Raw genomic sequence first — 26398 nt, forward strand, 5'->3', positions numbered from 1 at the left:
CGGCAAGGCGACGTTGACGCGGTTTGAAGAGATTTTCGAAGAGTATTATTCGAAAGTATCTCAGTGATTTCCTCATCTATAAGCAAAAAACTTGAAAAAAGTGAATGTTTGCGTTATCATTTTCATATAGAAAGAAAAAGAGGTATTACAGATGGCTATTATCTTACCAGAACTTCCATATGCATACGACGCTTTGGAACCATACATCGATGCGGAAACAATGCATTTGCACCATGACAAACACCATCAAACTTATGTCAACAATGCCAATGCAGCTTTAGAAAAACACCCTGAAATCGGTGAAGACCTTGAAGCCTTGCTTGCTGATGTAGAATCTATCCCAGCTGATATCCGTCAAGCACTTATCAACAATGGTGGCGGACACTTGAACCACGCTCTTTTCTGGGAATTGATGACTCCCGAGAAAACAGCTCCTTCAGCAGAACTGGCAGCAGCAATCGATGCAACATTTGGTTCACTTGAAGAATTCCAAGCAGCCTTCACTGCAGCAGCAACAACTCGTTTTGGTTCAGGTTGGGCATGGTTGGTTGTCAACAAAGAAGGGAAACTTGAAGTGACTTCAACAGCAAACCAAGACACACCAATCTCAGAAGGTAAAAAACCAATCTTGGGCTTGGACGTTTGGGAACATGCTTACTACGTGAAATACCGCAACGTGCGTCCTGACTACATCAAAGCTTTCTTTTCAGTAATCAACTGGAATAAAGTAGATGAATTGTACGCAGCTGCTAAATAATGATAGTTGGAGGGAAGAATTGTTCTTCTCTTTTTTAGGTTATAAGATTCTGGTCTGACAAAATCGTTAGACTTTTTTCATTTTTATGAGAAACGTGCTAACTGCTAGAAATTATGGTAGAATAAAGTATTAAGTAATCGTGAAAAAAGGATATCTATGCGAAAAGAAATTGCACCTGAATTATACAACTATAACAAGTTTCCTGGTCCTGAGTTTCATTTACACGGGGACAAGGTTGAAACGGAAGGGATCGCTTTTTCCTTGGTGGAAAATATCAAGGATGCCTTTGATGTGACGGCTTTTAATCAGCGTTTTTCAGAAGTCTTAACCAAGTTTGATTATATCGTGGGAGACTGGAGCAACGAACAGCTTCGCCTACGAGGTTTTTACAAGGATGACCGAACAGAAGAAAAACTTGAAAAAATCAGTCGTTTACAAGACTACCTATTAGAGTATTGTAGTTATGGTTGTGCCTATTTTGTCTTAGAAAATGAAGCCCCTAAGCGAGCATCATTTGACAAGAAAATGCGTAAGAAGGAAGAAGAACAGCCTTTTAGAAAAGGAAAGAAACCGACTCAAACAAAACGAAAACCGAATGCAGATAAGAAAAATAGACGTCGTCAGAAAGACCAGCATTCTCAGAAAGAGGACAAGGGACAACGTCATTTTGTCATTCGTCAGAAGTGAGTAGAGAATAAGGAGAAGAAATGAAACCCTCAATTTATAGTTTAACACGTCAAACCATGCAGGAATGGGTATTGGAGCAGGGAGAAAAGAAATTCCGTGCAGATCAAATCTGGGAATGGCTCTATTGAAGAAATGACCAACCTTTCCAAGGATTTGATTGCTAAGCTTAATGACCAGTTTGTGGTCAATCCCTTGAAACAAGGTATTGTGCAAGAGTCTGCTGATGGGACAGTTAAATATCTTTTTGAATTGCCAGATGGAATGCTGATTGAGACAGTACTCATACGTCAACACTACGTTTTATCTGTCTGTGTGACCACTCAGGTCGGCTGTAATATCGGTTGTACCTTCTGTGCCTCTGGTTTGATTAAGAAGCAACGTGACCTCAATAACGGTGAAATCGTAGCGCAAATTATGCTGGTTCAGAAATACTTTGATGAGCGTGGTCAGGATGAACGTGTCAGCCATATCGTTGTCATGGGAATCAGTGAGCCCTTTGATAATTACAACAATGTTTTGAATTTCGTTTGTACTATCAATGATGATAAAGGAATGGCTATCGGTGCTCGTCACATCACGGTTTCAACCTCAGGTTTGGCCCATAAAATTCGTGACTTTGCTGATGAAGGGGTTCAGGTCAATCTTGCCGTGTCTCTTCACGCACCCAATAATGAACTGCGCTCAAGTACCATGAAGATTAACCGTGCCTTTCCGATTGAAAAGCTCTTTGCAGCTATTGAGTACTACATTGAGACAACTAATCGTCGTGTGACCTTTGAGTATATCATGCTTAATGAAGTAAACGACGGCGTAGAACAAGCTTTGGAATTAGCTGAATTGCTCAAGAACATCAAGAAATTGTCTTATGTAAACTTGATTTCTTATAACCCAGTTAGTGAGCATGACCAATATAGCCGTAGTCCCAAAGAGCGCGTGTTGGCTTTCTATGATACGCTTAAGAGAAAAGGGGTCAACTGTGTGGTTCGTCAAGAGCATGGTACAGATAGTGACGCAGCTTGTGGACAATTGCGCTCTAACACAATGAAACGTGACCGCCAGAAGGCAGTCGCAGCGGTAAATCCTTAATGATGAAGAAGACTTATAATCATATTTTGGTCTGGGGAGTCATTTTCTATAGCATTTGCATTGTCTATTTTTGCTTTACTCCTCAAGAACAATCTCCCGTGGGGGTAGAAACTCCAGGTATTCAGCATCTTGGAAGCCTGGTTTTTCTTTTGACTCCTTTAAACTCCCTCTGGAATCTGGGTGAGGTGAGTGATATGGGACAATTATGCTGGATTTTTTTACAAAATATCCTTAATATGTTCTTACTTTTTCCTCTGATGTTCCAACTCCTTTATCTCCTTCCAAACTTGCGGAAAATAAAAAAGGTCCTTCTTTTTAGTTTTCTTGTGAGTCTTGGAATCGAGTGTACGCAATTAATCTTGGACTTTTTCTTTGATTTCAATCGCGTCTTTGAGATTGATGATTTGTGGACCAACACTTTGGGTGGCTATCTGGCTTGGCTCCTTTATAAACGATTATATAAAAACAAGATAAGGAATTAAAATGAGTATTTTAGAAGTTAAAAATCTGAGTCACGGTTTTGGTGACCGTGCAATTTTTGAAGATGTGTCCTTCCGTCTCCTCAAGGGAGAACATATCGGCCTGGTCGGTGCCAATGGTGAAGGAAAATCAACCTTTATGAGTATCGTGACTGGTAAAATGCTGCCAGATGAAGGAAAGGTTGAGTGGTCCAAATATGTGACGGCTGGTTACTTGGATCAACACTCTGTCCTTGCTGAAGGGCAGTCGGTACGTGATGTTCTACGTACAGCTTTTGATGAGCTGTTTAAAGCAGAAGCTCGTATCAATGACCTCTATATGGAAATGGCTGAAGATGGAGCTGATGTTGATGCTCTCATGGAAGAAGTGGGCGAACTTCAAGACCGTTTAGAGAGTCGTGATTTCTATACCTTGGATGCTAAGATTGACGAAGTGGCGCGTGCCCTTGGTGTTATGGACTTTGGCATGGATACGGATGTAACCTCTTTGTCAGGTGGGCAAAGAACCAAGGTGCTTTTGGCTAAACTCCTCCTTGAAAAGCCAGATATCTTGCTGTTGGACGAGCCGACCAACTACTTGGATGCTGAGCATATTGATTGGCTCAAGCGCTATCTTCAAAACTATGAGAATGCCTTTGTCCTTATTTCGCACGATATTCCATTCCTGAACGACGTGATTAATATTGTCTACCATGTGGAGAATCAACAGCTGACGCGTTACTCTGGTGACTACTACCAGTTCCAAGAAGTCTATGCTATGAAGAAATCTCAGCTAGAGGCAGCCTACGAACGTCAGCAGAAAGAGATTGCGGACCTCAAGGACTTCGTGGCTCGAAACAAAGCACGTGTTGCAACACGAAACATGGCTATGTCTCGTCAGAAGAAATTGGATAAGATGGATATTATCGAACTGCAAAGTGAGAAACCAAAACCATCCTTTGATTTCAAACCAGCTCGTACTCCAGGGCGCTTTATTTTCCAAGCCAAGGATTTGCAGATTGGTTATGATCGTCCTCTGACCAAGCCTTTAAATCTTACCTTTGAACGCAATCAAAAGGTTGCGATTATTGGTGCTAATGGTATTGGAAAAACAACTCTCTTGAAGAGTCTCTTGGGCATTATCTCGCCAATCGCTGGGGAAGTGGAGCGTGGAGATTATTTAGAACTTGGTTATTTTGAGCAGGAAGTAGAAGGCGGTAATCGCCAAACTCCTCTTGAAGCTGTCTGGAATGCCTTTCCTGCCCTTAATCAAGCAGAAGTCCGTGCAGCCCTTGCCCGTTGTGGTTTGACAACCAAACATATTGAAAGTCAGATTCAAGTATTATCAGGGGGAGAGCAAGCCAAGGTTCGTTTCTGTCTCTTGATGAATCGTGAAAACAATGTTTTAGTGCTGGACGAGCCGACCAACCATTTGGATGTGGATGCAAAGGATGAGCTCAAACGCGCTCTCAAAGAATATAGGGGATCTATCCTTATGGTCTGCCACGAGCCAGACTTTTATGAAGGCTGGATAGACCAAATATGGGATTTTAATAATTTAACTTAAGAATGAGAGTAAAAGAAATACAGTACCGAATGTGGATACTGTATTTTTTTGGTTTTTAAGATTTAAAATCGTAGTCTTTCACCACTTCGATGCTGTCGATTGTGATAGCAGTAGTTGGCTTGTCTTTTTCATCTTTTTCGGCTTTGGCAATCTTATCTACAACATCCATACCGTCAATCACTTGTCCAAAGACTGGGTGTTTGCCATCAAGGCTAGGGTTTCCCCCTTCTTTATAGGCTTCGATGATTTTCTTTGGATACTTGCTTGTAGGGAGTTTAGCAGAGGTATCTGTAGAGTTTTGGTTGATGAAGAACTGGCTTCCATTGGTGTTTGGTTGACCAGTATTAGCCATAGCAAGAGCACCACGGATGTTATAGAGATAAGGAGTAATCTCGTTTTTGAAACCAGTTCCCTTGTCTTTAGTCTTATCCTTGTCATGCCAGATGGACTGACCACCTGTACCGTCCCCTTTTGGATCTCCAGTTTGGACCATGAAGCCATCGATGACACGGTGGAAGGTAATGCCGTTATAGTAGCCTTCTTTGGCATGAGTGAGGAAGTTTTCAACCGCTAGAGGAGCGAGTTTAGGGAAGAGCTTAATGCGGATATCACCTTGGCTTGTGTGGAGAATCACTTCGGCTTCATCTTCAGCAACTTCCTTAGAAAGTTGCGGGAAATTGGCATTCTCGTTTGTTAAAGCATCGTTTAACTCCTTGGCAGATTGGGCAGCTGCTTTGGAGCTTTCCTCAGCGGCCAAGCTAGAATCTACATAGTCATCACCACGTAGACTGCGTTGGATGCTGCTACACCCAGCTAGGGCTACAGTGGACAGTAAAAGAAGGGTTGCTAGTTTTTTCATTCTGATCCTCTCAAAAATTCATTTCTACCATTGTACCCTAAAAGGAAGGGGATTTCAAATGTTAGTAGTTTACAGAACTGGCTTAGATAATAGTTGGGATTTCATCATCATCTTGAAAATCTTCAACTTCTTCCTCAGTAAATGGTTTCTGAAAAGAACTTAGTATAAAACGGGCAATTGGTCCGACAATTAGGAAGTTTAGAGGAAGAGCTGCAATAAAGTTTACGAGCCAGGCGCTTAGATAGGTATTGGGTGTGATAGCAATGCCATTGTAAAAAAGTCCATAGAAGGACATGAAAGTGACCATGAGAACTGCCATTCCTCCAGAAATGGTAATGATTTTCTGCCATCGTTTATGATGGTTCTTGAGGATACGAAAGGCAATTGACTTAACGATTGCTCCCACAGGGATGACATCCAATAAAAAGGCTGTGACAAAGCCAGGGATGTAAGCAAGGGCTAAATAATGTAGTGAAAGTTGACCAACAATAAAAAGATTCCACATGGACATACCGAGTACCATCATGGAACACATAAGTGTTGTAAATAAAAGAGCTTCTTTAAAATTTCTAGGCATTATAGTCTCCAATTCTTTTTGATTATACATCAGTCTATCATAAAAAAATTTTCCTCGTAAGTGAAATAATTAAATTTTTTCAAGAAACTGTTTTCAAAAAAAATCAACCTGTCTTGGTTGATTAAAGATTCTTTTTAGGATGACGGTCAATGATTGCTTGATGGTCTTTGAGTGTTTGTTCTCCTTTTGGAGTTAGTCTATAACCGCGAATCGAAAAGTGACAAGCTAATTCTTCTTCTGAAAAATGCTCATGAAGGGCTTGGTCCAAATTTGTAGCCTTCATTTTTAGAAAGTCCAGTAACTCCCTTCTTCTTTAGGATATTCTTTTTTTATGGTAGCGTATTAGATGGTCAAGTGAGTAAAAAGCAGTTTCAATGGACAGCATAACCTTTTTCTACCAGAGTTTTGAGATGCTTAGGAGCATCAATACCATAAGTGTACTCGAAGTATTTAGGAAACCAGATCTTAAGAAAGCTCGTAAAGCATCACAATTAGTAAAGGTTAATTCGAAAGAATTACTATATTTTAAAAGAGCATATTTTCAAAGGATTTTTTCTTTTGGCTTCAATTCCTAATTAATCAATGAACTTAATAGTAGGTCTCGAAAAGAATTATGTTTCCTCTTTCTGTCTGAGTTCAAAGAGGTCTTCTACTTTTAGATTAAAAACTTGAGCAATTTTAAGAGCCATTTCCAGCGAAGGATTGTAACGGTTATTTTCCAAGTGCAGAATTGTCTCGCGTCGAATGCCGATGCGGTCGGCTAACTCCTGCTGGGTCATGCCTGTGGACTCACGAACAGATTTGAGATTAGTAATAATATTGCTTTCTTTGGCCATGCTTATCCTCTACGTTCCAAGATAAAATAGACAACCGCAAAAATGCAAATCAAGGCAGCTATGCTAATAAATATCTGACCCATGTAAAGAGTGAGAACCTCCATATACCCAATGATAACTGATAGGATCATCAGTGCGCCTAGTATAAAAACAAACATCAAGCTAGCTGCCTTTGCTAAATTAGCATAAAAGCGTTCGTCCGGAGTTTCCTTGACATTTTTAAAAGAGAAAAAACCAAATACAATCACTTCAATAACGAGTCCAATTCCTAAAATCCATTCTTTAATACCAGAACTTACGCTTGGGGTCGCAACCCAAAACCCTACTGTATAAAAAATGCTTGCTGCAGACACAAGTATCGTGTAAAGCTTAGCAGACAAGTTAAAAATAATCTTTCCCTTACCTTTCTGACTCTTATGTAGCCAGCTACAAATAGCTACAATTTGACCTGACACTGAAATACCAGTAATAACTAACTTGGGTCCCCAACTAAGATTAGAACCAAATAAAACAATAAAATCAATAAAGAGAGCTACGGCAATCATTGCAATGAGGCCACGCATTTTTTGACTTTTTTTCATGATAGACTCCTTTTTTATGTTATAAATATATAACACTTAAATTTCATGTTATAAATATATCACATTTAAATTTAGAAAGCAAGAATTTATGTGTCAAGGTGGCAATTATTTGAAAAAATTTTTTAATAAAAGCCCTTGATAGTCAAATAACTAAAGAATTCTTTGAAGTAATGCATCGGATTTGGTTTGGATAGTTTCGTTAATAATATTTGATGATAAAGAATTTTTGAAAAATCTAGATACTGTATGAATCTCTACTTTTTTTCTTAGACTGTATAAAGTCTGTCAGAATAAGCTTTGTAGGTGTAGAAGTTAATTTTTACAGAGGTTAAGTAAGGATTTCAGTACACGTCAATAGATGTCAAAATACTGATTTTAAGCGATTTTTGATTTTTGGAAACTCATTATATCGCACTACAAATCAATAAAAACTCTACCTTTTTTAGATAAATATATCATCTGGATATTGAAGTTAAGCCCTGCTATCATTTCGATGGCAGGGCTTTTTAATATTTGGTATACTAACTTCTTATCTATATTTTGGTGGATTTTAAGTTGACATCTACAAAGTTTAATGTTAGAATACATTCAAAAATATATTTGAATGAGGTGTTTTATGATTCAAAATGTTGTTACTTCAATAATCCTGTATTCTGGGACAGCCGTAGACTTACTTATTATCCTAATGTTATTTTTTGCCAAAAGAAAAAGCAGAAAAGACATCATTAACATCTATTTAGGACAATTTCTAGGCTCTGTTAGTCTAATATTGCTAAGTTTGCTTTTTGCATTTGTCTTAAATTATATTCCTAGTAAAGAGATTTTAGGTTTACTCGGTTTGATTCCAATTTTCCTAGGCCTCAAAGTTTTGCTTTTAGGAGATTCTGATGGAGAAGCTATTGCAAAAGATGGTTTGCGAAAAGACAATAAAAACCTGATTTTTCTAGTCGCTATGATTACTTTTGCAAGTTGTGGCGCTGACAATATTGGTGTCTTTGTCCCATATTTTACCACCTTAAATTTAGCGAATTTGATAGTGACTTTACTTACTTTTCTAGTCATGATTTATTTCTTGGTTTTTTCTGCCCAAAAATTGGCACAAGTCCCTTCTGTTGGAGAAACTTTGGAAAAATATAGCAGATGGTTTATTGCCGTTGTCTATTTAGGATTGGGGATGTATATTCTGATTGAAAACAACAGCTTTGACATGCTAAGGACTGTGTTCGGCTAGGAGAAAAAAATATGAAAAAAGATAGTATTTGCCAAGTGAATATTATAAATCAACAAAATGTTACAACCGCGACGAACTACCTTGAAAAGGAAAAAGTCCAAAAATCACTTCGTATTTTATCAAAGTTTACCGATAATAAACAGATAAATATCATCTTTTATCTCCTTGCTGTTGAAGAACTCTGTGTCTGTGATATAGCCTGTTTACTAAATCTCAGTATGGCATCTGCCTCCCACCATCTTCGTAAACTAGCCAATCAAAACATCTTGGACACTAGAAGAGATGGGAAAATTATATATTATTTTATAAAAGATGAGGAAATCAGAGATTTTTTTAATCAACTAGGATAACAACTATTTTTACTACTTTTCCATGATTATAGGGGGATTGTATATGAAATTTTTTGAAGAAAATTATTCACATGAACTACCTACTCGTATCAAAAATTTAAGAAAAAAACACAATATTACACAAAGCGAACTAAGCAATGCAGGTCAAGTTAGTCAAGTTGAAAAGGAAAAGCAACAAGTTACCACTTCAATATTGCTTTATTTGAATACTCAAACCGACTTAGACTATAAAGAAATTATTTTTGGAGATATTGCCAAGCTTGTTGAAAATATGTTTTACCACTGCTTCGGCTCTATTTTATTTAGAGATTTGGAAACTGTAAATAAAAGAATGAATTCTTTGTCGGATGATGACTTAATTTCTATACAATCTAGCTGTCTTAGACTTTCCAAGACATTCGCAAATTTCAATATTCAAAGAAAAAAATTTTTGATTTCTGATGAAACTGAAAAAATTATCCATAATGGCAAAAAGGTCATTAAAAAATCAAAAAAGATAAATCAATTTCAACAACAATGGACACATACGCCGAGTTAGCACCGCAAAGAAAGTTAGAATCTGTTAATCTTTATATCGATAAGATTGCTGAACTAACGCAATAACTACTCTACTATTTACTCTACCTTTTATTATGTAGCATTCTAAAAACATTGATGTACCAACGTTTCTAACAGCTAAAATAGAAATTATTTAATCTTTTACAGACCTAAACTATTCCCCTATTTAGAATCTATTAATTCATATTTTATAAATTAATTAGTAGATATCTTTTTTAAAATCCTTGATATTTCGCTGTTTTTAGTCTAATTGAAATCTATACTTTCCAAACCAGATCTTAAGAAAGCTCGTAAAGCTAGCCAGTTCTCTAAAGGTTAAGAACTAGCTACAATACAGTATTTACAACACTTTATACTCAATGAAAATCAAANNTGTAGATAAGACTGACGAAGTAAGTAACCATACCTACGGCAAGACGACGTTGACGTGGTTTGAAGAGATTTTCAAAGAGTATTATGGTTCACACCATGGGGTGTTTTTTGATGATTTTAAGCAAAATTCATACCATTTAATTGAAAGTTATTTAAATTAGATGAAAATTTGTTTTCTGAAAAAGTGGGAAAACATTGATTTTAAGCGAATTTTGAATCATATTCGAATGGGAGTTTTTAAAATCATGTTTCGGTGGTAAAAGTTCCAAACTGTATTCTCCATAGTAGAATGATATCACCTGCCAGCGAATCATCTGCCAATAAGTCCATATTTCGTTTGGGAACGGGCTTAGGATTTAGGAGCCAAGCATCCAAATCACGTTCAGGAGAGATGAAGGGTTTGACTTGGTGTTCTTTATAAAATATTTCTAAAATACTATTCACGGATAGCCTCTTTCAAACATTTATTTCCTACTTCTAACAAATTTCTAAATGGTTTAAAAATTTTATAGTCTGTCAAGTTTTTTTCTTGACACCTGTTAGAAATCTGCTATAATAGAACATGTGCTAAATAGCTCAGCTATTTCACCGAAATAAAAAATAAGAAAAGAGACTTTAAAAATGGCAGTTAAAATCCGTTTGACTCGTATGGGTTCTAAGAAAAAACCTTTCTACCGTATCAACGTAGCAGATTCACGTTCACCACGTGACGGACGTTTCATCGAAACAGTTGGAACTTACAATCCACTTGTTGCTGAAAACCAAGTAACTTTGAAAGAAGACCGCGTTCTTGCATGGTTGGCTGATGGAGCTCAACCTTCAGATACAGTTCGCAACATCCTTTCAAAAGAAGGCGTATTGAAAAAATTCCACGATTCTAAATTCTCAAAATAAGTTTAAAGTAGGTTGATAGATGGATACGATTGAAAATCTCATTATTGCGATTGTGAAACCCTTGATTTCACAACCAGATGCCTTAACTATCAAGATTGAAGATACACCAGAGTTTTTGGAATATCATTTGAATCTTGATCAAAGCGATGTGGGTCGTGTAATCGGTCGTAAGGGTCGCACTATTTCTGCGATAAGAACGATTGTCTACTCTGTCCCAACTGAATACAAAAAAGTAAGAATCGTTATTGACGAAAAATAAGAAGGGCGGGACGGATGTCTCGCTTTTTTGTGTGGAGAAGTGTAAAATATCCTCATCAGGATTTGGAAAGTTTTTTAGAGGGTAAATTCCCAAACTAACTTCTAGTTTCCCACAACCTAGCTTTTAGTATTAGAAAAACGCGTGAAATCAGTGGGAATCCGTCTGAGACTAACTTCCACTGATTTTCTTTTTCTTGATATATAAGGGTTCAAAAGCGAAAAGACTCAGAAAAAAGTGCACGACAAATAGCCCTAAAACAAAGTCGTCTTAGAGTAACTTCCAGTTTTGGGAGAGATGGAAGTTACTTTGAGAAGTTACGAGGATTTTTAGAGGGATACTATCTATAGTGTCTTTTTTCTCCAACTTGAGAAAATCTTTGGAACGTGATAAAATAAAGGATAAGGATTTTTAATAATTCATTATATAGAATGAGTGGATTTCTTTATGAAGAGGTTTGAAGTATCTACAGAAATTGGTAGTCTCTCTGTTACTTATCAAAATCAAAAGAAAGTGCTAGTTTGTCTAAACGGAGCAGGTTTGCTACCAAGTTATGAAAATTTTTCACTTATACTTGAAAAACCTCCTCCTACAATTGGTTATTTGACAATTGATTTTCCGAACACAGGTAGGAGTCCGATTCATGACCAAGCTGGAAAAAATCTAGATAATCTTGCAGATGCGGTTTATGAAGTACTTGAAGAATTAGGGATTTCTGAATATATACTTTGTGCACATAGTTGGAGTGGAATTTTAGCTTGCAAATTACTCGAGAAACCAATTAAGCGTCAGACTTTAGTAGCAATTGAACCGACAACTAAAAAAGTCATGTTTGCTGATTTTTCAGAAAATCCTTATCCAGAAATGGAAGAGCAGATGAGGCTGATTGACGAGTGTGGTCCTGAACTTTATTTTAAGAACTTAACTCAAGCAACATTTAGTCCTGAAACGAATAAAAAAATCTGGGAATTAATGCAAGAAAAAGGCTTAGAGTTGGAAAATCAAGATCCAGAATTTCAGATATCTGGAGAGATTACTGAGGAAGATTTTGAGGATGTATCTATAGAAGCTCATATTCCTGTATTTGTTTTTTGTCAGCCTTATAGAGAAAAAGAGTACAGAGAATCAGAATATTGGACTTCCAATACTAAACTCATTTTAGGAGGGAATCACCATTATTTACAATGGTCAGAATCGGAAAAAATTGCGGCTATTATTCGAGAATTGTTAGAATAAGATGGAAAAAAGGAGATTACAGGAGACAAGATGAACTACTTTAATGTTGGGAAAATCGTTAATACGCAGGGATTACAGGGTGAGATGCGAGTCTTGTCTGTGACGGATTTTGCAGAAGAACGGTTTAAAAAAGGAGCTGAGCTGGCTTTGTTTGATGAAAAAGATCAGTTTGTCCAAACAGTGACCATCGCTAGCCACCGTAAACAGAAGAACTTTGACATTATTAAATTCAAAGATATGTACCATATCAATACTATCGAAAAGTACAAGGGATACAGTCTCAAGGTCGCTGAGGAAGATTTGAATGACCTAGACGATGGTGAATTTTACTATCACGAGATTATCGGTTTGGAAGTCTATGAGGGTGATAGCTTGGTTGGAACCATCAAGGAAATCCTGCAACCAGGTGCTAATGATGTCTGGGTGGTCAAACGAAAAGGCAAACGTGATTTGCTTTTACCTTATATCCCACCAGTGGTTCTCAATGTTGATATTCCAAATAAACGGGTCGATGTGGAAATCTTAGAAGGGTTAGACGATGAAGATTGATATTTTAACTCTCTTTCCAGAGATGTTTTCTCCACTGGAGCACTCAATCGTTGGAAAGGCTCGAGAAAAAGGGCTCTTGGATATCCAGTATCATAATTTTCGAGAAAATGCTGAAAAGGCCCGTCATGTAGATGATGAGCCCTACGGAGGCGGTCAGGGCATGTTGCTCAGAGTACAACCTATTTTCGATTCCTTTGATGCTATTGAAAAGAAAAATCCGCGCGTTATTCTCCTCGATCCTGCTGGAAAGCAGTTTGATCAGGCTTATGCTGAAGATTTGGCTCAAGAGGAAGAGCTAATCTTTATCTGTGGGCACTATGAGGGTTATGATGAGCGCATTAAGACCTTGGTAACAGATGAGATTTCCCTAGGCGACTACGTCCTCACTGGTGGAGAATTGGCAGCTATGACCATGATTGATGCTACAGTTCGCCTGATTCCAGAAGTGATTGGCAAGGAGTCTAGCCACCAAGATGATAGTTTTTCTTCAGGTCTTTTAGAATATCCTCAGTACACACGTCCCTATGATTATCGAGGCATGGTCGTGCCAGATGTATTGATGAGTGGCCACCATGAAAAGATTCGTCAGTGGCGATTGTACGAGAGTTTAAAGAAAACCTACGAGCGCAGACCGGATTTACTTGAACATTATCAACTGACAGTAGAAGAAGAAAAAATGCTGGCAGAAATCAAAGAAAACAAAGAATAAAGGAGAAACCTATGCAAGTAATCAAACGTAATGGCGAAATTGCTGAATTTAATCCAGATAAGATTTACCAAGCCATCTTGAAGGCAGCCCAAACTGTTTATGTTTTGACAGATGATTTGCGTCAAAATCTTGCTCAAGTCACTAAGAAGGTAGTTTTGGATTTACAAGAAGCCAAGGTGGAACGTGCGACTATCAGTATGATTCAATCTATGGTTGAACATCGTTTATTGGGCGCAGGTTACATTACCATTGCAGAACACTACATTTCCTATCGTTTACAACGTGACTTGGAAAGAAGTGGTTATGGAGATCATATTGCAGTTCATTTACATTTTGAACAAATTCGCTAAGAAAAAAGAGTGGGATGAAGCAACTACATCTCACTCTTTCTTAAATCTATTTTTTTGGGCTGTTTGGACAGTTGAGGGGACAAATCGCAGGCGTTGAATATCGCTTATACGGATAATCCGGCTCACATTTTTGGCAAAATTTTTCACGATAATTTGCTGGCCTTGCTGATCATATTTGATGATATCACCTGTAAAGCTTGTCTCAGACAAGATAAGGTGAACAGCGGTTTGTTTCTGGATAGCCTCTTCAATAGTGGCTGTAAGGGAGTTGGTTTCAGTCTGGTCAGGTTGGTCATGTCCATTTAAAAAATCATGTATTTTATCTAGAACTTGCTGGAATTTATGTCTCATATTGGCCTCCCTTCTTTTATATCAATATTATATAAAATTTTCCTAAAATCTACAAGATTTTACGAATAAACTAATGAAACTAAAAAAGGAGAAGAAAATGGCAGAATTTACATTTGAAATCGAAGAGCACTTGTTGACTCTTTCTGAAAACGAAAAAGGTTGGACCAAGGAAATTAACCGTGTGAGCTTTAATGGTGCCCCTGCAAAGTTTGATATTCGTGCTTGGAGTCCAGACCATACTAAAATGGGCAAAGGGATTACTCTCTCAAATGAAGAATTTCAAACGATGGTGGATGCCTTTAAAGGCAACTAATACTCTTCGAAAATCTCTTCAAACCGCATCAGCTTTGCCTTGCCGTACTGACTTCGTCAGTTTCATCCACAACCTCAAAACAGTGTTTTGAGCAGCCTGCGGCTAGCTTCCTAGTTTGCTCTTTGATTTTCATTGAGTATAAGTTTTCAAAATAAGAAAAGGATATTGAGTCATGGCAACTCGATATCCTTTTTTAGTTAGCGAAGTAAGCCTGATTTTTAAGGCGTTGAAGTAGTGGACGGCTAATAAAACTAATAGCTAGAAGTTTACCAAGGTCTGGGATAATAAAGGGAAGAACTCCCACAATAAGAGCTTTTTCAAATGCCATTCCAGCTAGAAAATGCAAGCTGAGAATCCCGCCGACAAAGACAAGGGCATCACCCAAGAGGTTTGCAAGAAAAATCGTGACAATACCACTCTCGCTGTTGGTTAGGGAAGAAGTAAGTCCAGAGTATACAAGATAAAACCAAAGATAGCCTGCAGTAGGGCCAACTAAAGCTTGAAAACCAGCTCCACCTCCTGCAAAGACAGGAAGACCGATAGCACCTAGAAGAAGATAGAGTCCAGCAGAAAGTACAGCCTCTCTCGGTCTAAAGACAGTAGCAATCAAGCCGATTGCAAAGTTTTGCAGAGTGAAGGGAACAGGTCCAACTGGAAGACTGATTTGTGCCAAAACAGCAATGAGAGCAGCCCCAATAGCAGGGATAGCATAAATGTGAGCTTTTTTCAAAATAGTTAACCTCTTTTCTGATGTATAGTAACTATTATACTCATAGAGGAATCATTGTCAACCAATTTTTTAAAACAAGGTAACAAAAACTGTAACGGCCGATTTTGCTTATTGGTTAAGTTGGATAATTTTTTTGTTGATTCGAAAATTGTCTGTATAGATAATCCTATTTTATTAATAAAAAATATACTAGTAAATATTTGACAAATTAAAAAATAAGTGTTATATTAAAAATATAAACGGATGCATTTAGATGTGTTCAATTTTAAAAGGAGGGGTAGTTACGAGATATTTTAACGACTCTAGATACCATAACGGTGATTAAAAACCTAAATATAATCAATTCATATTAAAGTAATATGGAGGGACTAAAAAGGGGACTATTACTTAGTCTTCATCAAATATTTTAATCCAAGGAGAAGTAAAATTAAAAAAAAGAATTAATAAGAAAGCATCTGTTTTTCTAGCTGCAAGTGTTTTCAGTTTTAGCTTTGCTACTGCAGCTAGTGTTGTTAGTGCAACTACAGCACACCCTGCTCCAAGTCCCATTATTGATGTATGGCAGTATGGTGTAGATAATAGCTATGGTTATTCAAATTACTTTGTTAGTTCTCCAGATAATATTGGTTCAAAATTTTCAGTAACGAATTATTGGGGAACCGTTAAAGCTTACGATAAAAAAAGATTATGGATGGGCATATTCAAGTGCAACAAAATCTTGGAACGATGTTCGCTTAAATGCATATTGGGATTATTATAGATTTTAAAAATAATTTATGAAAACAGGAGACCCAATTATAAAATAGGGTCTTTTGTAATATGGTAATTGCTTATGAAATTAAAATTATGTATCATTGGATTCTTCTTTTGTTTGATTGCTACAATTGGACTGGTCACTATTAGTGATACCGAAATCCCCATACCTTTACCAATTGATGGTGCTTTTTCTATCCAAGGAAAAAGTAATCTTTCTAATAACGAAATATACGAAATGGTTCGTGACTTATCAAAAACGGAAAAGGTTACCATTTACAAGCCAATCGTTCAGAGTTCGGGTCAGTTGAAGTATGTAAATTTTGATGATGTAAATAATGAACAATTAAAGTCAGCACCAATAATAGGGATGTATTATACCCTTGGGAAAATGGATGTAGATAGTTTGAAACCACTTACGATGACGGGGCTGCAAACAGTCTATATGGCTTATCCTTGGTATATAGGAGGAATATTACAATTCACTGGAACTTTAAGAATACTGTTAATGGGTTCAATTTACTTAACTTTATTAGTTGTTTTATTTGTTGTTAGGACGAGGCAGATCAAAGAAGGAGTGATACGACGTTCTTTGGGCTTGACTGTATACGATCTAAGAAGAGAGTATGGCATTTCTCTTATTTTTGAACTGATTATGATGGCTTTATTGATGATTTCTTACAGTTCTTTTTTGGGTAATGGTTTCTTCACCTATAGTTCTAAGTTATTTTTCTCTCTGCTTTTAACGAATTTTATACTATTTCAAATCATTGATCTTATTACTTTTGTTTTATTTTGGTTGACGATTCAGATTGAAAAGCCCATTGAAATTATTAAAAACAAGGCAAAAAACAAGCTTATTTTTGTCGTATGGCTTGTCATTATTTCGATTATCATCCTTGTCTCAGGAATTTTTTTACAAGAAACAAAGAGTAGTCAATCTAGTATGAACATACAAATACAGAATTTAGTACCGTGGGACACAGTAAAAGACTGGAGAAGGATTGAGTTCCTTGGAATTGAAAGTAACTCTGCTAAAAATGGAGAAGTTAATGATTCAGATGGTCAGTATCTACAGATAGTTGCTGCCTTAAAAAACTTAGATTTCTTATATATAGAACGGTCTTCGGCATATGTTCCAGATTTCATGAAAACTTCACATGTTATAGAAAATTTTTCTAAACAATTAGAAAATGACGGGATAACGAATCCAGAAATAAATAAAGAGTTGATTTATATTAATCAAACAGGTGCCAACCTACAAAATAAAGTGAATGGAACAAACTATCATCTTTTAGATAATAAGATAGCAACCATCTATATTCCTGAGAAGTGGAAAGAAAACCAGAAATCTATTGAGAATACAGTTGTAGCAGAACAATTTATTGGAACAAACTATACAAAAGAACAGCTTGCAGTACAAATAATTCCTGATGGGGAAAAAATTTTTTATTTTAATGAGGATGCTGATAATAATCTTAAAATGAAAGATATTTTACCGCTGGCAAATGTAGCAGATAGCAAAGATAATATAGTTGTTGTTTTAGATACGGACAAAATGATGGAAAATAATAAGTTTTCTTTGGCTAGTAACATACTATATAAATCTCTTTTTAGTCCTGAAGCGGTAAAAAAAATAAATGAGATGACTGTCCCGTTGAATTTCTCAATGAATCCAGTAGATGTTTACCAAATTGTGAAATTAAAGATTCAATCCTTAGAGCACCAAATTCTACTATCACAAATCTTGCAGAAGATAATTTACAGTATTGTCTTTATACTCATTTATCAATATGTCCAACTTTTTATTACTCTAAAACAGAATGAATATGTGAAAAAAATCATTTTGGGTCTGTCAAAAACATATATAGCAATTTCAAGTCTCAAATATTTTATGATGACTATTACAATGGTTATTCTATTTACATTTCTTATGACAGGGCAAATAGAGTTGCTATATATTGGAGCGGCTTCTCTGCTAGTTTTGATGTTGTCAATCATAATGAGTTTTAGAAAATTATCTGAAAGCTACACTAAAATTTTAAAAGGAGATGAATCATGACAATTGACCTTTTGAACGTTTCAAAAAGTTTCGGCTCAAAGAAGATCTTTACAGACTTAAATTTAATATTTGAATCTGGAAAAAGCTATGCATTGATTGGAGGTTCTGGCTCCGGTAAAAGTACCCTTCTTAATATTATAGGAAGATTAGAAAAAATTGACAGTGGGAATGTTTTAGTTGATAAACAAGATATTTGGAAGATAAAAGAAAGAACTTTTTTTAAAAATACTGTTGGATATGTATTTCAGAATTATTCTTTAATAGATAACAAAACAGTATATGATAATCTGAGCCTTATCACTAAAGACAAAAAAACAATAACTGACGTACTTGAAAAAGTAGGACTGTCAAGTGACTATTTACACCAAAAAATATATGAATTGTCTGGAGGGCAGGCTCAACGTGTAGCTATTGCCAGAATGTTAATGAAACCACGTAAAATTATCTTAGCAGATGAACCTACAGGAGCTTTAGATGGTGAGATTGGAAAAGAAATTATTCGTTTACTATTGAATGAAACAGCTGAAGATAAATATGTCATTATAGCGACACATGATCCAGCTGTCTATAACGAAGTTGATGTGATAATTGACATGAAAGATATAGGGTATAAGGTATGAAAAAGAAAATTTATATTGCTTTGATCTTTGTAACTGGGGTACTCGCCATTTTCTTTTTTGGAAAACAAATGATTACAAAAGAAAATATCAATAAGCCAACGGTAGAGTTAACAATCTATACGCTTTCTTCTAGTGATACAGAAAAATGGAATAAAGTGAGACAAGTAGAAACGGAAGAAGCTATATACTTCATAACTGTGAAAGAAGTATCATCTTCAGAAGAAGTATTTTCAAACATCATTGCAAATGGAGCTGCTACGGGGTTCGGAGTTCGTGAAGAAGAAGTGAAGAAATTCAATAATGGTTTAGGAGACACCATAGAGGACTCTAAGCATAATAAACTAATTGAAATAGAATTTTTTACTTTTTCTGATGATGGCGCGGGATTTGTGGTAGCAAACTTTGACTACGGTAAAGAAGAGTTGAATTCTCAGAAAAAAGATATAAAAGAATTATATAAAAAAATATATGAATCTTTTAAAGAAAAGAATAAATGATTGTATTATAATCCTTGTATTTTGCTATGGTTTGTTAATTGATTTTTGCATATCTTACTTCAACATACTATAAAATAAAACATAAGAAAATGAGTATCTCCAACTACGGAAATACTCGCTTTTTGATATTTAGAAGTGTTTTTTGCTTTGCTTCTTTTGTTTCGATTAACGCATGGTTACAAATTCTTCAGATGCAGTTGGGTGAATTGCCACAGTTGCATCAAAGTCAGCCTTGGTTGCTCCCATTTTGATAGCAACAGCAAATCCTTGAATCATTTCATCAACGCCGTAGCCAATTCCATGAAGTCCGACAACTTTTTCTTCTGAAGCAGCTGTTATGAGTTTGAAACGGGATTCTTGACGGTTGCTGGTGCAAGCAGAGTACATAGAAGTAAAACTTGATTTGTAAACCTTGATTTGGTTTTGACCGTATTCTTTAATAGCTTGCTCTTCTGTCAAGCCAACAGTTCCGATAGCAGGGTGTGAAAAGACAACGGTTGGAATAGTTGAGTAATCCATTTTAGCAGTTGTTTTTCCGTTAAAGAGACGTTCAGATAAAGTACGTCCAGCCTTGATAGCAACTGGAGTCAGTTCTTTTTCACCTGTTACATCACCTAGAGCATAGATTCCCTCAACAACAGTATTTTGGTATTCATCCACTTGGATAAAGCCACGCTCATTCAGAGTCACTCCAGCTTTTTCAAGTTGCAAGCCCTTAACGTTTGGACGGCGGCCTGTAGCCCAGATAACTTGGCTAGCTGTGTGACTAGTACCATCTTCGAAATGAATGGTAATGCCGTCAGTAGTTTTTTCTAACTTGACAGGGACTTTGTGAGTGTGAAGTGGTAAGTTTGTTCTTTCCATTTCCTTGACCAAACCTTCAACGATGTAGGAATCAAAACCACGTAAAGGACGATCGCGGCGAACAAAGAGATCTGTCTTGACACCAAAAGTGTGGAGTACGCCAGCTAATTCAACGGCGATATAACCAGCGCCTAGAATGGCAATTGACTCTGGAAGTTCTTCCCAGGCAAATACATCATCAGAAGAGCCACCTAGCTCAGCACCAGGAATATTAGGAATACTTGGATGGGCACCTGTAGCAATCACGATATGTTTAGCACGAATCAGTTCACCATTTACGCTGACAGTATGAGAATCTACAAATTCAGCATGACCTTCGATCAGCTCTACGCCGTTGCGTTTAAAACTGCCATCATAAGAAGAACGAGCGCGATCAATGTAGGCTTCACGATTGCGACGTAGGGTTGCAAAGTCAAAGTTAAGATCAGTAGTCTTAAAGCCGTAGTCTTCTCCAAATTGATGGAAAGTCTCAGCGATTTGCGCCCCGTACCACATGATTTTTTTAGGAACACAGCCGACGTTGACGCAGGTTCCACCTAATTTCTTTTCCTCAATAACGGCCGCTTTGGCTCCGTGTTCACCAGCACGGTTCATGGTAGCAATTCCTCCGCTACCTCCACCGATAGCAATGATATCGTATTCTCTCATTGAAAACTCCTTTGTACTCTTTTAAATAGTCGAGTGTCATTTTTTGATAGTCATATTCTATCTTTTTTTTGATTTGATTGCAAAAATCTGCTACGCACAAAAAATTGCAAAAAAGCTTGCCAAATAAGTCAAGATAGTGTATCATATAACTAGTACAATAGAAAAGGAGGGTTTCCGAACGATTGTTTAATCCTGAACTGTCATTATTTCCATCTGAACTGCATTGTTTGCTGGAGGGAAATTTGGTATAATAGCAAAGTATTGTAAAAAAGAAAAGGAGTTTCATTATGAAGAAAAAGAATGGTAAAGCTAAAAAGTGGCAACTGTATGCAGCCATCGGTGCTGCGAGTGTAGTTGTATTGGGTGCCGGGGGGATTTTACTCTTTAGACAACCCTCGCAAACCGCTGTAAAAGATGAACCTACTCATCTTGTTGTTGCCAAGGAAGGAAGCGTGGCATCCTCTGTTTTATTATCAGGAACAGTAACGGCAAAAAATGAACAATACGTTTATTTTGATGCTAGCAAGGGAGATTTAGACGAAATCCTTGTTTCTGTGGGGGATAAGGTCAGCGAAGGGCAGGCTTTAGTCAAGTACAGTAGTTCAGAAGCCCAGGCGGCCTATGATTCAGCGAGTCGAGCAGTTGCGAAGGCAGACCGTCATATCAACGAACTCAACCAAGCACGAAATGAAGCTGCTTCAGCTCCCCAGTTACCTGCACCAGCAGGAGGAGAAGATGTAACGGTGCAAAGTCCAACTCCAGTTGCTGGAAATTCTGTTGCTTCTATTGACGCTCAATTGGGTGATGCCCGTGATGCGCGTGCAGATGCTGCAGCGCAATTAAGCAAGGCTCAAAGTCAATTGGATGCAACAACTGTTCTCAGTACCCTAGAGGGAACTGTAGTCGAAGTCAATAGCAATGTTTCTAAATCTCCAACAGGGGCGAGTCAAGTTATGGTTCATATTGTCAGCAATGAAAATTTACAAGTCAAGGGAGAATTGTCTGAGTACAATCTAGCCAACCTTTCTGTAGGTCAAGAAGTAAGCTTTACTTCTAAAGTATATCCTGATAAAAAATGGACTGGGAAATTAAGCTATATTTCTGACTATCCTAAAAACAATGGTGAAGCAGCTAGTCCAGCAGCTGGGGCTAATACAGGTTCTAAATACCCTTATACTATTGATGTGACAGGCGAAGTTGGTGATTTGAAACAAGGATTCTCAGTAAGTGTTGAAGTCAAAAATAAGAGTAAAGCCATTTTGGTTCCTCTAACAAGTGTTGTGACTGAAAATGATAAGAACTATGTCTGGGTGCTTGACGAGCAGAAAAAGGCCAAGAAAGTGGAAGTTGGTTTGGGCAATGCTGATGCAGACAACCAAGAAATCACTTCAGGTCTGACAAATGGAGTCAAGGTCATCAGTAACCCAACGTCTTCCTTGGAAGAAGGAAAAGAGGTGAAGGCTGATGAAGCAACTAATTAGTCTAAAAAATATCTGCAGAAGCTATCGCAATGGTGACCAAGAACTGCAGGTTCTCAAAAACATCAATCTAGAAGTGAATGAGGGTGAATTTGTTGCCATCATGGGACCATCTGGTTCTGGGAAGTCCACTCTGATGAATACGATTGGCATGTTGGATACACCAACCAGTGGAGAGTATTATCTTGAAGGCCAAGAAGTGGCTGGACTGGGTGAAAAACAATTAGCCAAGGTTCGTAACCAACAAATCGGTTTTGTCTTTCAGCAGTTCTTTCTTCTATCGAAGCTCAATGCTCTGCAAAATGTAGAATTGCCCTTGATTTACGCAGGAGTTTCGTCTTCAAAACGGCGCAAGTTGGCTGAGGAGTATTTAGACAAGGTTGAATTGACAGAACGTAGTCACCATTTGCCTTCGGAATTATCTGGTGGTCAAAAGCAACGTGTGGCTATTGCTCGTGCCTTGGTAAACAATCCTTCTATTATCCTAGCGGACGAACCGACAGGAGCCTTGGATACCAAAACAGGGAATCAAATTATGCAACTATTGGTTGACTTGAACAAAGAAGGAAAAACCATTATCATGGTAACGCATGAGCCTGAGATTGCTGCCTATGCTAAACGTCAGATTATCATTCGAGATGGAGTCATTTCATCTGACAGTGCTCAGTTAGGAAAGGAGGAAAACTAAGATGCAGAATCTGAAATTTGCCTTTTCATCTATCATGGCTCACAAGATGCGTTCTTTGCTTACCATGATTGGGATTATTATCGGTGTTTCATCAGTTGTTGTGATTATGGCTTTGGGAGATTCCCTATCTCGTCAAGTTAATAAAGATATGACCAAATCTCAGAAAAATATTAGCGTCTTCTTCTCTCCTAAAAAAAGTAAAGATGGGTCTTTTACTCAGAAACAATCAGCTTTTACGGTTTCTGGAAAGGAAGAGGAAATTCCTGTTGAACCGCCAAAACCGCAAGAATCCTGGGTCCAAGAGGCAGCCAAACTCAAGGGAGTGGATAGTTACTATGTAACCAATTCAACGAATGCCATCTTGACCTATCAAGATAAAAAGGTTGAGAATGCTAATTTGACAGGTGGAAACAGAACTTACATGGACGCTGTTAAGAATGAAATTATTGCAGGTCGTAGTCTGAGAGAGCAAGATTTCAAAGAGTTTGCAAGTGTCATTTTGCTAGATGAGGAATTGTCCATTAGTTTATTTGAATCTCCTCAAGAGGCTATTAACAAGGTTGTAGAAGTCAATGGATTTAGTTACCGGGTCATTGGGGTTTATACTAGTCCGGAGGCTAAAAAGTCAAAAATATATGGGTTTGGTGGCTTGCCTATTACTACCAATATCTCCCTTGCTGCGAATTTTAATGTAGATGAAATAGCTAGTATTGTTTTTCGAGTGAATGATACCAGTTTAACCCCAACTCTGGGTCCAGAACTGGCACGAAAAATGACAGAGCTTGCAGGCTTACAACAGGGAGAATACCAGGTGGCAGATGAGTCCGTTGTATTTGCAGAAATTCAACAATCGTTTAGTTTTATGACGACGATTATTAGTTCCATCGCAGGGATTTCTCTCTTTGTTGGAGGAACTGGTGTCATGAACATCATGCTGGTTTCGGTGACAGAGCGCACTCGTGAGATTGGTCTTCGTAAGGCTTTGGGCGCAACACGTGCCAATATTTTAATTCAGTTTTTGATTGAATCCATGATTTTGACCTTGTTAGGTGGCTTAATTGGCTTGACAATTGCAAGTGGTTTAACTGCCTTAGCAGGTTTGTTACTGCAAGGTTTAATAGAAGGTATAGAAGTTGGAGTATCAATCCCAGTTGCCCTATTTAGTCTTGCAGTTTCGGCTAGCGTTGGTATGATTTTTGGGGTCTTGCCAGCCAACAAGGCATCGAAACTTGATCCAATTGAAGCCCTTCGTTATGAATAAGATCAACAAGATGGACACTCGTCTATCTTGTTTTTGTATGGATTTCCCTATCGAAATTCATTAAAAATGTGATATAATGAAGTGTTAGAAAAACAGGTTTCATTTGCCTGGAAAGGAAAAATTATGTCTGAAAAGAATTTTTATATTACAACGCCGATTTACTATCCATCTGGAAAACTGCATATCGGTTCTGCCTACACAACCATTGCTTGTGATGTCCTAGCACGTTACAAACGCCTGATGGGCTACGATGTCTTTTATTTGACAGGTCTTGATGAACATGGTCAGAAGATCCAGCAGAAAGCTGAAGAAGCTGGCATTACACCACAAGCCTATGTTGATGGGATGGCAGTTGGAGTCAAAGAACTCTGGAAATTACTAGATATCTCATACGATAAATTTATCCGTACAACTGATGACTACCATGAAAAAGTTGTCGCACAGGTCTTTGAACGCTTACTTGCTCAAGATGATATCTACTTGGGTGAATACTCTGGTTGGTATTCAGTATCAGACGAAGAATTCTTTACAGAAAGCCAACTGGCAGAAGTTTTCCGTGATGAAGCTGGAAATGTGACTGGTGGTATTGCTCCATCAGGTCACGAGGTTGAATGGGTATCCGAAGAATCATACTTCCTTCGCCTTAGCAAATACCAAGATCGTTTGGTCGAATTTTTCAAAGCTCATCCTGAATTTATCACTCCAGATGGTCGCCTTAATGAAATGCTACGCAACTTCATCGAGCCAGGTTTGGAAGATTTGGCGGTATCTCGTACAACCTTTACATGGGGAGTGCCTGTCCCATCAAATCCAAAACACGTTGTCTACGTTTGGATTGATGCCCTTCTTAACTATGCGACAGCTCTTGGCTACGGTCAAGACGAACATGGTAACTTTGACAAGTTCTGGAATGGAACAGTCTTCCACATGGTAGGAAAAGACATCCTTCGTTTCCACTCCATCTACTGGCCAGTCCTTCTTATGATGTTGGATGTTAAATTACCTGATCGTTTGATTGCCCATGGTTGGTTTGTCATGAAAGATGGTAAAATGTCTAAATCTAAAGGGAATGTCGTTTACCCTGAAATGTTGGTAGAGCGTTATGGACTAGATCCACTTCGTTACTACCTCATGCGTAGCCTTCCAGTTGGTTCAGATGGAACCTTCACTCCAGAAGACTATGTCGGCCGTATCAACTATGAATTGGCTAATGACCTTGGCAACCTCCTCAACCGTACGGTTTCTATGATTAACAAGTACTTTGATGGACAAATCCCTGCCTATGTAGAGGGCGTAACAGAGTTTGATAATGCTCTTGCTCAAGTAGCAGAGCAATCAATCGCTGACTACCATACACACATGGAAGCAGTTGACTACCCACGTGCGCTTGAAGCAGTCTGGACTCTTATCTCTCGTACTAATAAATACATCGACGAGACAGCTCCATGGGTCTTGGCTAAGGATGAAGCTCTTCGTGACCAATTAGCAAGTGTTATGAGCCACTTGGCAGCCAGCCTTCGTGTCGTCGCTCACTTGATTGAACCATTTATGATGGAAACTAGTCGTGCGGTTATGACTCAACTTGGCTTAGCAGAAGTTTCTAGTCTTGAAAACTTGAGTTTGGCTGCTTTCCCTGAGGGTGTAACAGTAGTTGCCAAAGGAACACTAATCTTCCCACGCCTGGATATGGAAGAAGAAATCGCCTATATCAAGGAACAAATGGAAGGCAACAAGCCAGCTGTCGAAAAAGAATGGAATCCAGACGAAGTCGAACTCAAACTAAGCAAGGATGAAATCAAGTTTGAAGACTTTGACAAGGTTGAAATCCGTGTCGCAGAAGTCAAAGAAGTTTCTAAAGTTGAAGGCTCTGATAAGTTGCTTCAATTCCGCTTGGATGCAGGTGATGGCGAAGACCGTCAAATTCTCTCAGGAATTGCAAAATACTATCCAAATGAACAAGAATTGGTCGGCAAGAAAGTTCAAATCGTTGCCAATCTCAAACCACGTAAAATGATGAAAAAATATGTCAGCCAAGGGATGATTCTCTCAGCTGAACATGATGGAAAATTAACCCTTCTCACAGTTGATTCAGCTGTACCAAATGGAAGTGTGATTGGGTAAAAGTATACAGGACTAGTTCATGCTAGTTCTGTTTTTTTATTTATACTCAATGAAAATCAAAGAGCAAACTAGGAAGCTAGCCGCAGGTTGCTCAAAACA

General features: G+C 37.8%; 30 protein-coding genes and 3 pseudogenes. 23 read left to right on the plus strand and 10 right to left on the minus strand.

Annotation, left to right across the window (positions count from 1 at the left end; genetic code table 11):
* Window positions 1-151: 151 nt before the first annotated feature.
* The 5 genes and pseudogenes from sodA to HT678_RS06040 all read left to right on the plus strand — a co-directional run bounded on the left by sodA (window position 152) and on the right by HT678_RS06040 (window position 4555).
* Complete coding sequence (gene sodA / locus HT678_RS06020) at window positions 152-757, plus strand: superoxide dismutase SodA (protein WP_050208028.1); 606 nt, start codon at window positions 152-154, stop codon at window positions 755-757.
* Between the two features lie 156 nt (window positions 758-913).
* Entirely contained in the window at window positions 914-1444 is a 531-nt protein-coding gene (locus HT678_RS06025; RefSeq protein ID WP_001224342.1) for a YutD family protein, read from the plus strand.
* Window positions 1445-1464: 20 nt separating this feature from the next.
* Window positions 1465-2530, plus strand: a pseudogene (gene rlmN / locus HT678_RS06030) (23S rRNA (adenine(2503)-C(2))-methyltransferase RlmN).
* Complete coding sequence (locus HT678_RS06035; protein ID WP_000976714.1) at window positions 2530-3012, plus strand: VanZ family protein; 483 nt, start codon at window positions 2530-2532, stop codon at window positions 3010-3012. Before rlmN ends, HT678_RS06035 begins: the two are co-directional and overlap by 1 nt.
* A 1-nt stretch (window position 3013) precedes the next feature.
* Window positions 3014-4555, plus strand: coding sequence for an ABC-F family ATP-binding cassette domain-containing protein (locus HT678_RS06040; RefSeq protein WP_000025379.1), 1542 nt, complete (start codon window positions 3014-3016; stop codon window positions 4553-4555).
* Between the two features lie 55 nt (window positions 4556-4610).
* Here the strand turns inward: HT678_RS06040 and HT678_RS06045 are convergent, their stop codons facing one another.
* The 6 genes from HT678_RS06045 to HT678_RS11525 all read right to left on the minus strand — a co-directional run bounded on the left by HT678_RS06045 (window position 4611) and on the right by HT678_RS11525 (window position 7996).
* On the minus strand, window positions 4611-5414 hold the full coding sequence (locus HT678_RS06045; RefSeq protein ID WP_000731911.1) for a peptidylprolyl isomerase: 804 nt from the start codon (window positions 5412-5414) through the stop codon (window positions 4611-4613).
* Between the two features lie 82 nt (window positions 5415-5496).
* Window positions 5497-5709: a hypothetical protein gene (locus tag HT678_RS06050; RefSeq protein WP_031222800.1), complete on the minus strand. Its 213-nt coding sequence runs from the start codon at window positions 5707-5709 to the stop codon at window positions 5497-5499.
* A gap of 403 nt (window positions 5710-6112) precedes the next feature.
* On the minus strand, window positions 6113-6274 hold the full coding sequence (locus HT678_RS06055) for a hypothetical protein (RefSeq protein ID WP_101514409.1): 162 nt from the start codon (window positions 6272-6274) through the stop codon (window positions 6113-6115).
* 328 nt (window positions 6275-6602) lie between these two features.
* A complete protein-coding gene (locus tag HT678_RS06060; protein WP_023940487.1) occupies window positions 6603-6827 on the minus strand; it encodes a helix-turn-helix transcriptional regulator in 225 nt (74 codons plus the stop codon).
* Between the two features lie 2 nt (window positions 6828-6829).
* Window positions 6830-7408 carry a DUF3796 domain-containing protein gene (locus tag HT678_RS06065; RefSeq protein ID WP_101514410.1) on the minus strand — a complete coding sequence of 193 codons (579 nt, stop codon included), beginning with the start codon at window positions 7406-7408 and terminating at the stop codon, window positions 6830-6832.
* Window positions 7409-7822: 414 nt separating this feature from the next.
* The gene (locus HT678_RS11525; protein ID WP_078374329.1) at window positions 7823-7996 is read right to left on the minus strand and encodes a FanG protein; all 174 of its coding nucleotides are present in this window, start codon (window positions 7994-7996) and stop codon (window positions 7823-7825) included.
* A gap of 28 nt (window positions 7997-8024) precedes the next feature.
* Here HT678_RS11525 and HT678_RS06070 point away from each other — a divergent pair, with 28 nt between their 5' ends.
* The 3 genes and pseudogenes from HT678_RS06070 to HT678_RS06080 form a co-directional block, all read left to right on the plus strand.
* Window positions 8025-8639, plus strand: a complete 615-nt coding sequence (locus HT678_RS06070; protein ID WP_000615747.1) for a CadD family cadmium resistance transporter — start codon at window positions 8025-8027, stop codon at window positions 8637-8639.
* Between the two features lie 11 nt (window positions 8640-8650).
* On the plus strand, window positions 8651-8989 hold the full coding sequence (gene cadX / locus HT678_RS06075; RefSeq protein WP_000711082.1) for a Cd(II)/Zn(II)-sensing metalloregulatory transcriptional regulator CadX: 339 nt from the start codon (window positions 8651-8653) through the stop codon (window positions 8987-8989).
* 43 nt (window positions 8990-9032) lie between these two features.
* Window positions 9033-9440, plus strand: a pseudogene (locus HT678_RS06080) (helix-turn-helix transcriptional regulator); the annotation flags it as partial.
* Window positions 9441-10162: 722 nt separating this feature from the next.
* On the opposite strand, the gene HT678_RS06085 reads toward HT678_RS06080, so the two are convergent.
* Complete coding sequence (locus HT678_RS06085; protein ID WP_001084631.1) at window positions 10163-10363, minus strand: hypothetical protein; 201 nt, start codon at window positions 10361-10363, stop codon at window positions 10163-10165.
* Window positions 10364-10540: 177 nt separating this feature from the next.
* Here HT678_RS06085 and rpsP point away from each other — a divergent pair, with 177 nt between their 5' ends.
* The 6 genes from rpsP to HT678_RS06115 all read left to right on the plus strand — a co-directional run bounded on the left by rpsP (window position 10541) and on the right by HT678_RS06115 (window position 13913).
* A complete protein-coding gene (gene rpsP / locus HT678_RS06090; RefSeq protein WP_000268760.1) occupies window positions 10541-10813 on the plus strand; it encodes a 30S ribosomal protein S16 in 273 nt (90 codons plus the stop codon).
* 19 nt (window positions 10814-10832) lie between these two features.
* Window positions 10833-11072 carry an RNA-binding protein KphA gene (gene kphA, locus HT678_RS06095; protein ID WP_000379621.1) on the plus strand — a complete coding sequence of 80 codons (240 nt, stop codon included), beginning with the start codon at window positions 10833-10835 and terminating at the stop codon, window positions 11070-11072.
* A 444-nt stretch (window positions 11073-11516) separates the two neighbouring features.
* On the plus strand, window positions 11517-12305 hold the full coding sequence (locus HT678_RS06100; RefSeq protein WP_101514543.1) for an alpha/beta hydrolase: 789 nt from the start codon (window positions 11517-11519) through the stop codon (window positions 12303-12305).
* A gap of 30 nt (window positions 12306-12335) precedes the next feature.
* Window positions 12336-12854: a ribosome maturation factor RimM gene (rimM, locus tag HT678_RS06105; protein WP_001105899.1), complete on the plus strand. Its 519-nt coding sequence runs from the start codon at window positions 12336-12338 to the stop codon at window positions 12852-12854.
* The gene (gene trmD / locus HT678_RS06110) at window positions 12844-13563 is read left to right on the plus strand and encodes a tRNA (guanosine(37)-N1)-methyltransferase TrmD (RefSeq protein ID WP_000686926.1); all 720 of its coding nucleotides are present in this window, start codon (window positions 12844-12846) and stop codon (window positions 13561-13563) included. The genes rimM and trmD overlap by 11 nt, the downstream gene beginning before the upstream one ends.
* Before the next feature lie 11 nt (window positions 13564-13574).
* Complete coding sequence (locus HT678_RS06115; protein ID WP_001196049.1) at window positions 13575-13913, plus strand: ATP cone domain-containing protein; 339 nt, start codon at window positions 13575-13577, stop codon at window positions 13911-13913.
* A gap of 30 nt (window positions 13914-13943) precedes the next feature.
* On the opposite strand, the gene HT678_RS06120 is transcribed toward HT678_RS06115, so the two are convergent.
* Window positions 13944-14264 carry a hypothetical protein gene (locus tag HT678_RS06120; protein WP_001216099.1) on the minus strand — a complete coding sequence of 107 codons (321 nt, stop codon included), beginning with the start codon at window positions 14262-14264 and terminating at the stop codon, window positions 13944-13946.
* Between the two features lie 97 nt (window positions 14265-14361).
* Between HT678_RS06120 and HT678_RS06125 the strand changes: the two genes are divergently transcribed.
* A complete protein-coding gene (locus tag HT678_RS06125; protein ID WP_000807422.1) occupies window positions 14362-14577 on the plus strand; it encodes a YdbC family protein in 216 nt (71 codons plus the stop codon).
* A 193-nt stretch (window positions 14578-14770) separates the two neighbouring features.
* Here the strand turns inward: HT678_RS06125 and HT678_RS06130 are convergent, their stop codons facing one another.
* Window positions 14771-15307, minus strand: coding sequence for a biotin transporter BioY (locus HT678_RS06130; RefSeq protein ID WP_050208036.1), 537 nt, complete (start codon window positions 15305-15307; stop codon window positions 14771-14773).
* 409 nt (window positions 15308-15716) lie between these two features.
* On the opposite strand from HT678_RS06130, the pseudogene HT678_RS11955 reads away from it, so the two are divergent.
* From HT678_RS11955 to HT678_RS06150, 4 genes and pseudogenes are all read left to right on the plus strand, one after another.
* Window positions 15717-16074: pseudogene (locus HT678_RS11955) on the plus strand (hypothetical protein).
* Between the two features lie 65 nt (window positions 16075-16139).
* Complete coding sequence (locus HT678_RS06140; RefSeq protein WP_023938307.1) at window positions 16140-18122, plus strand: hypothetical protein; 1983 nt, start codon at window positions 16140-16142, stop codon at window positions 18120-18122.
* Complete coding sequence (locus HT678_RS06145; RefSeq protein ID WP_000151029.1) at window positions 18119-18742, plus strand: ATP-binding cassette domain-containing protein; 624 nt, start codon at window positions 18119-18121, stop codon at window positions 18740-18742. The genes HT678_RS06140 and HT678_RS06145 overlap by 4 nt, the downstream gene beginning before the upstream one ends.
* On the plus strand, window positions 18739-19239 hold the full coding sequence (locus tag HT678_RS06150) for a hypothetical protein (RefSeq protein ID WP_000727307.1): 501 nt from the start codon (window positions 18739-18741) through the stop codon (window positions 19237-19239). Before HT678_RS06145 ends, HT678_RS06150 begins: the two co-directional genes overlap by 4 nt.
* Before the next feature lie 165 nt (window positions 19240-19404).
* Here HT678_RS06150 and gor read toward each other — a convergent pair whose 3' ends face one another.
* The gene (gene gor, locus HT678_RS06155; RefSeq protein WP_023938309.1) at window positions 19405-20751 is read right to left on the minus strand and encodes a glutathione-disulfide reductase; all 1347 of its coding nucleotides are present in this window, start codon (window positions 20749-20751) and stop codon (window positions 19405-19407) included.
* 287 nt (window positions 20752-21038) lie between these two features.
* On the opposite strand from gor, the gene HT678_RS06160 reads away from it, so the two are divergent.
* The 4 genes from HT678_RS06160 to metG all read left to right on the plus strand — a co-directional run bounded on the left by HT678_RS06160 (window position 21039) and on the right by metG (window position 26299).
* Entirely contained in the window at window positions 21039-22232 is a 1194-nt protein-coding gene (locus tag HT678_RS06160) for an efflux RND transporter periplasmic adaptor subunit (protein WP_023938311.1), read from the plus strand.
* Window positions 22216-22917 (plus strand): ABC transporter ATP-binding protein, encoded by a 702-nt coding sequence (locus HT678_RS06165; protein ID WP_000811473.1) that lies wholly within the window; start codon window positions 22216-22218, stop codon window positions 22915-22917. The genes HT678_RS06160 and HT678_RS06165 overlap by 17 nt, the downstream gene beginning before the upstream one ends.
* Window position 22918: 1 nt before the next feature.
* Window positions 22919-24178, plus strand: a complete 1260-nt coding sequence (locus HT678_RS06170) for an ABC transporter permease (protein WP_001180416.1) — start codon at window positions 22919-22921, stop codon at window positions 24176-24178.
* A gap of 123 nt (window positions 24179-24301) precedes the next feature.
* Complete coding sequence (gene metG, locus HT678_RS06175; protein ID WP_119919853.1) at window positions 24302-26299, plus strand: methionine--tRNA ligase; 1998 nt, start codon at window positions 24302-24304, stop codon at window positions 26297-26299.
* Window positions 26300-26398: the final 99 nt, after the last annotated feature.

This window comes from Streptococcus sp. 3167 (genome assembly GCF_013277175.1).
Lineage (GTDB): Bacteria > Bacillota > Bacilli > Lactobacillales > Streptococcaceae > Streptococcus > Streptococcus pseudopneumoniae.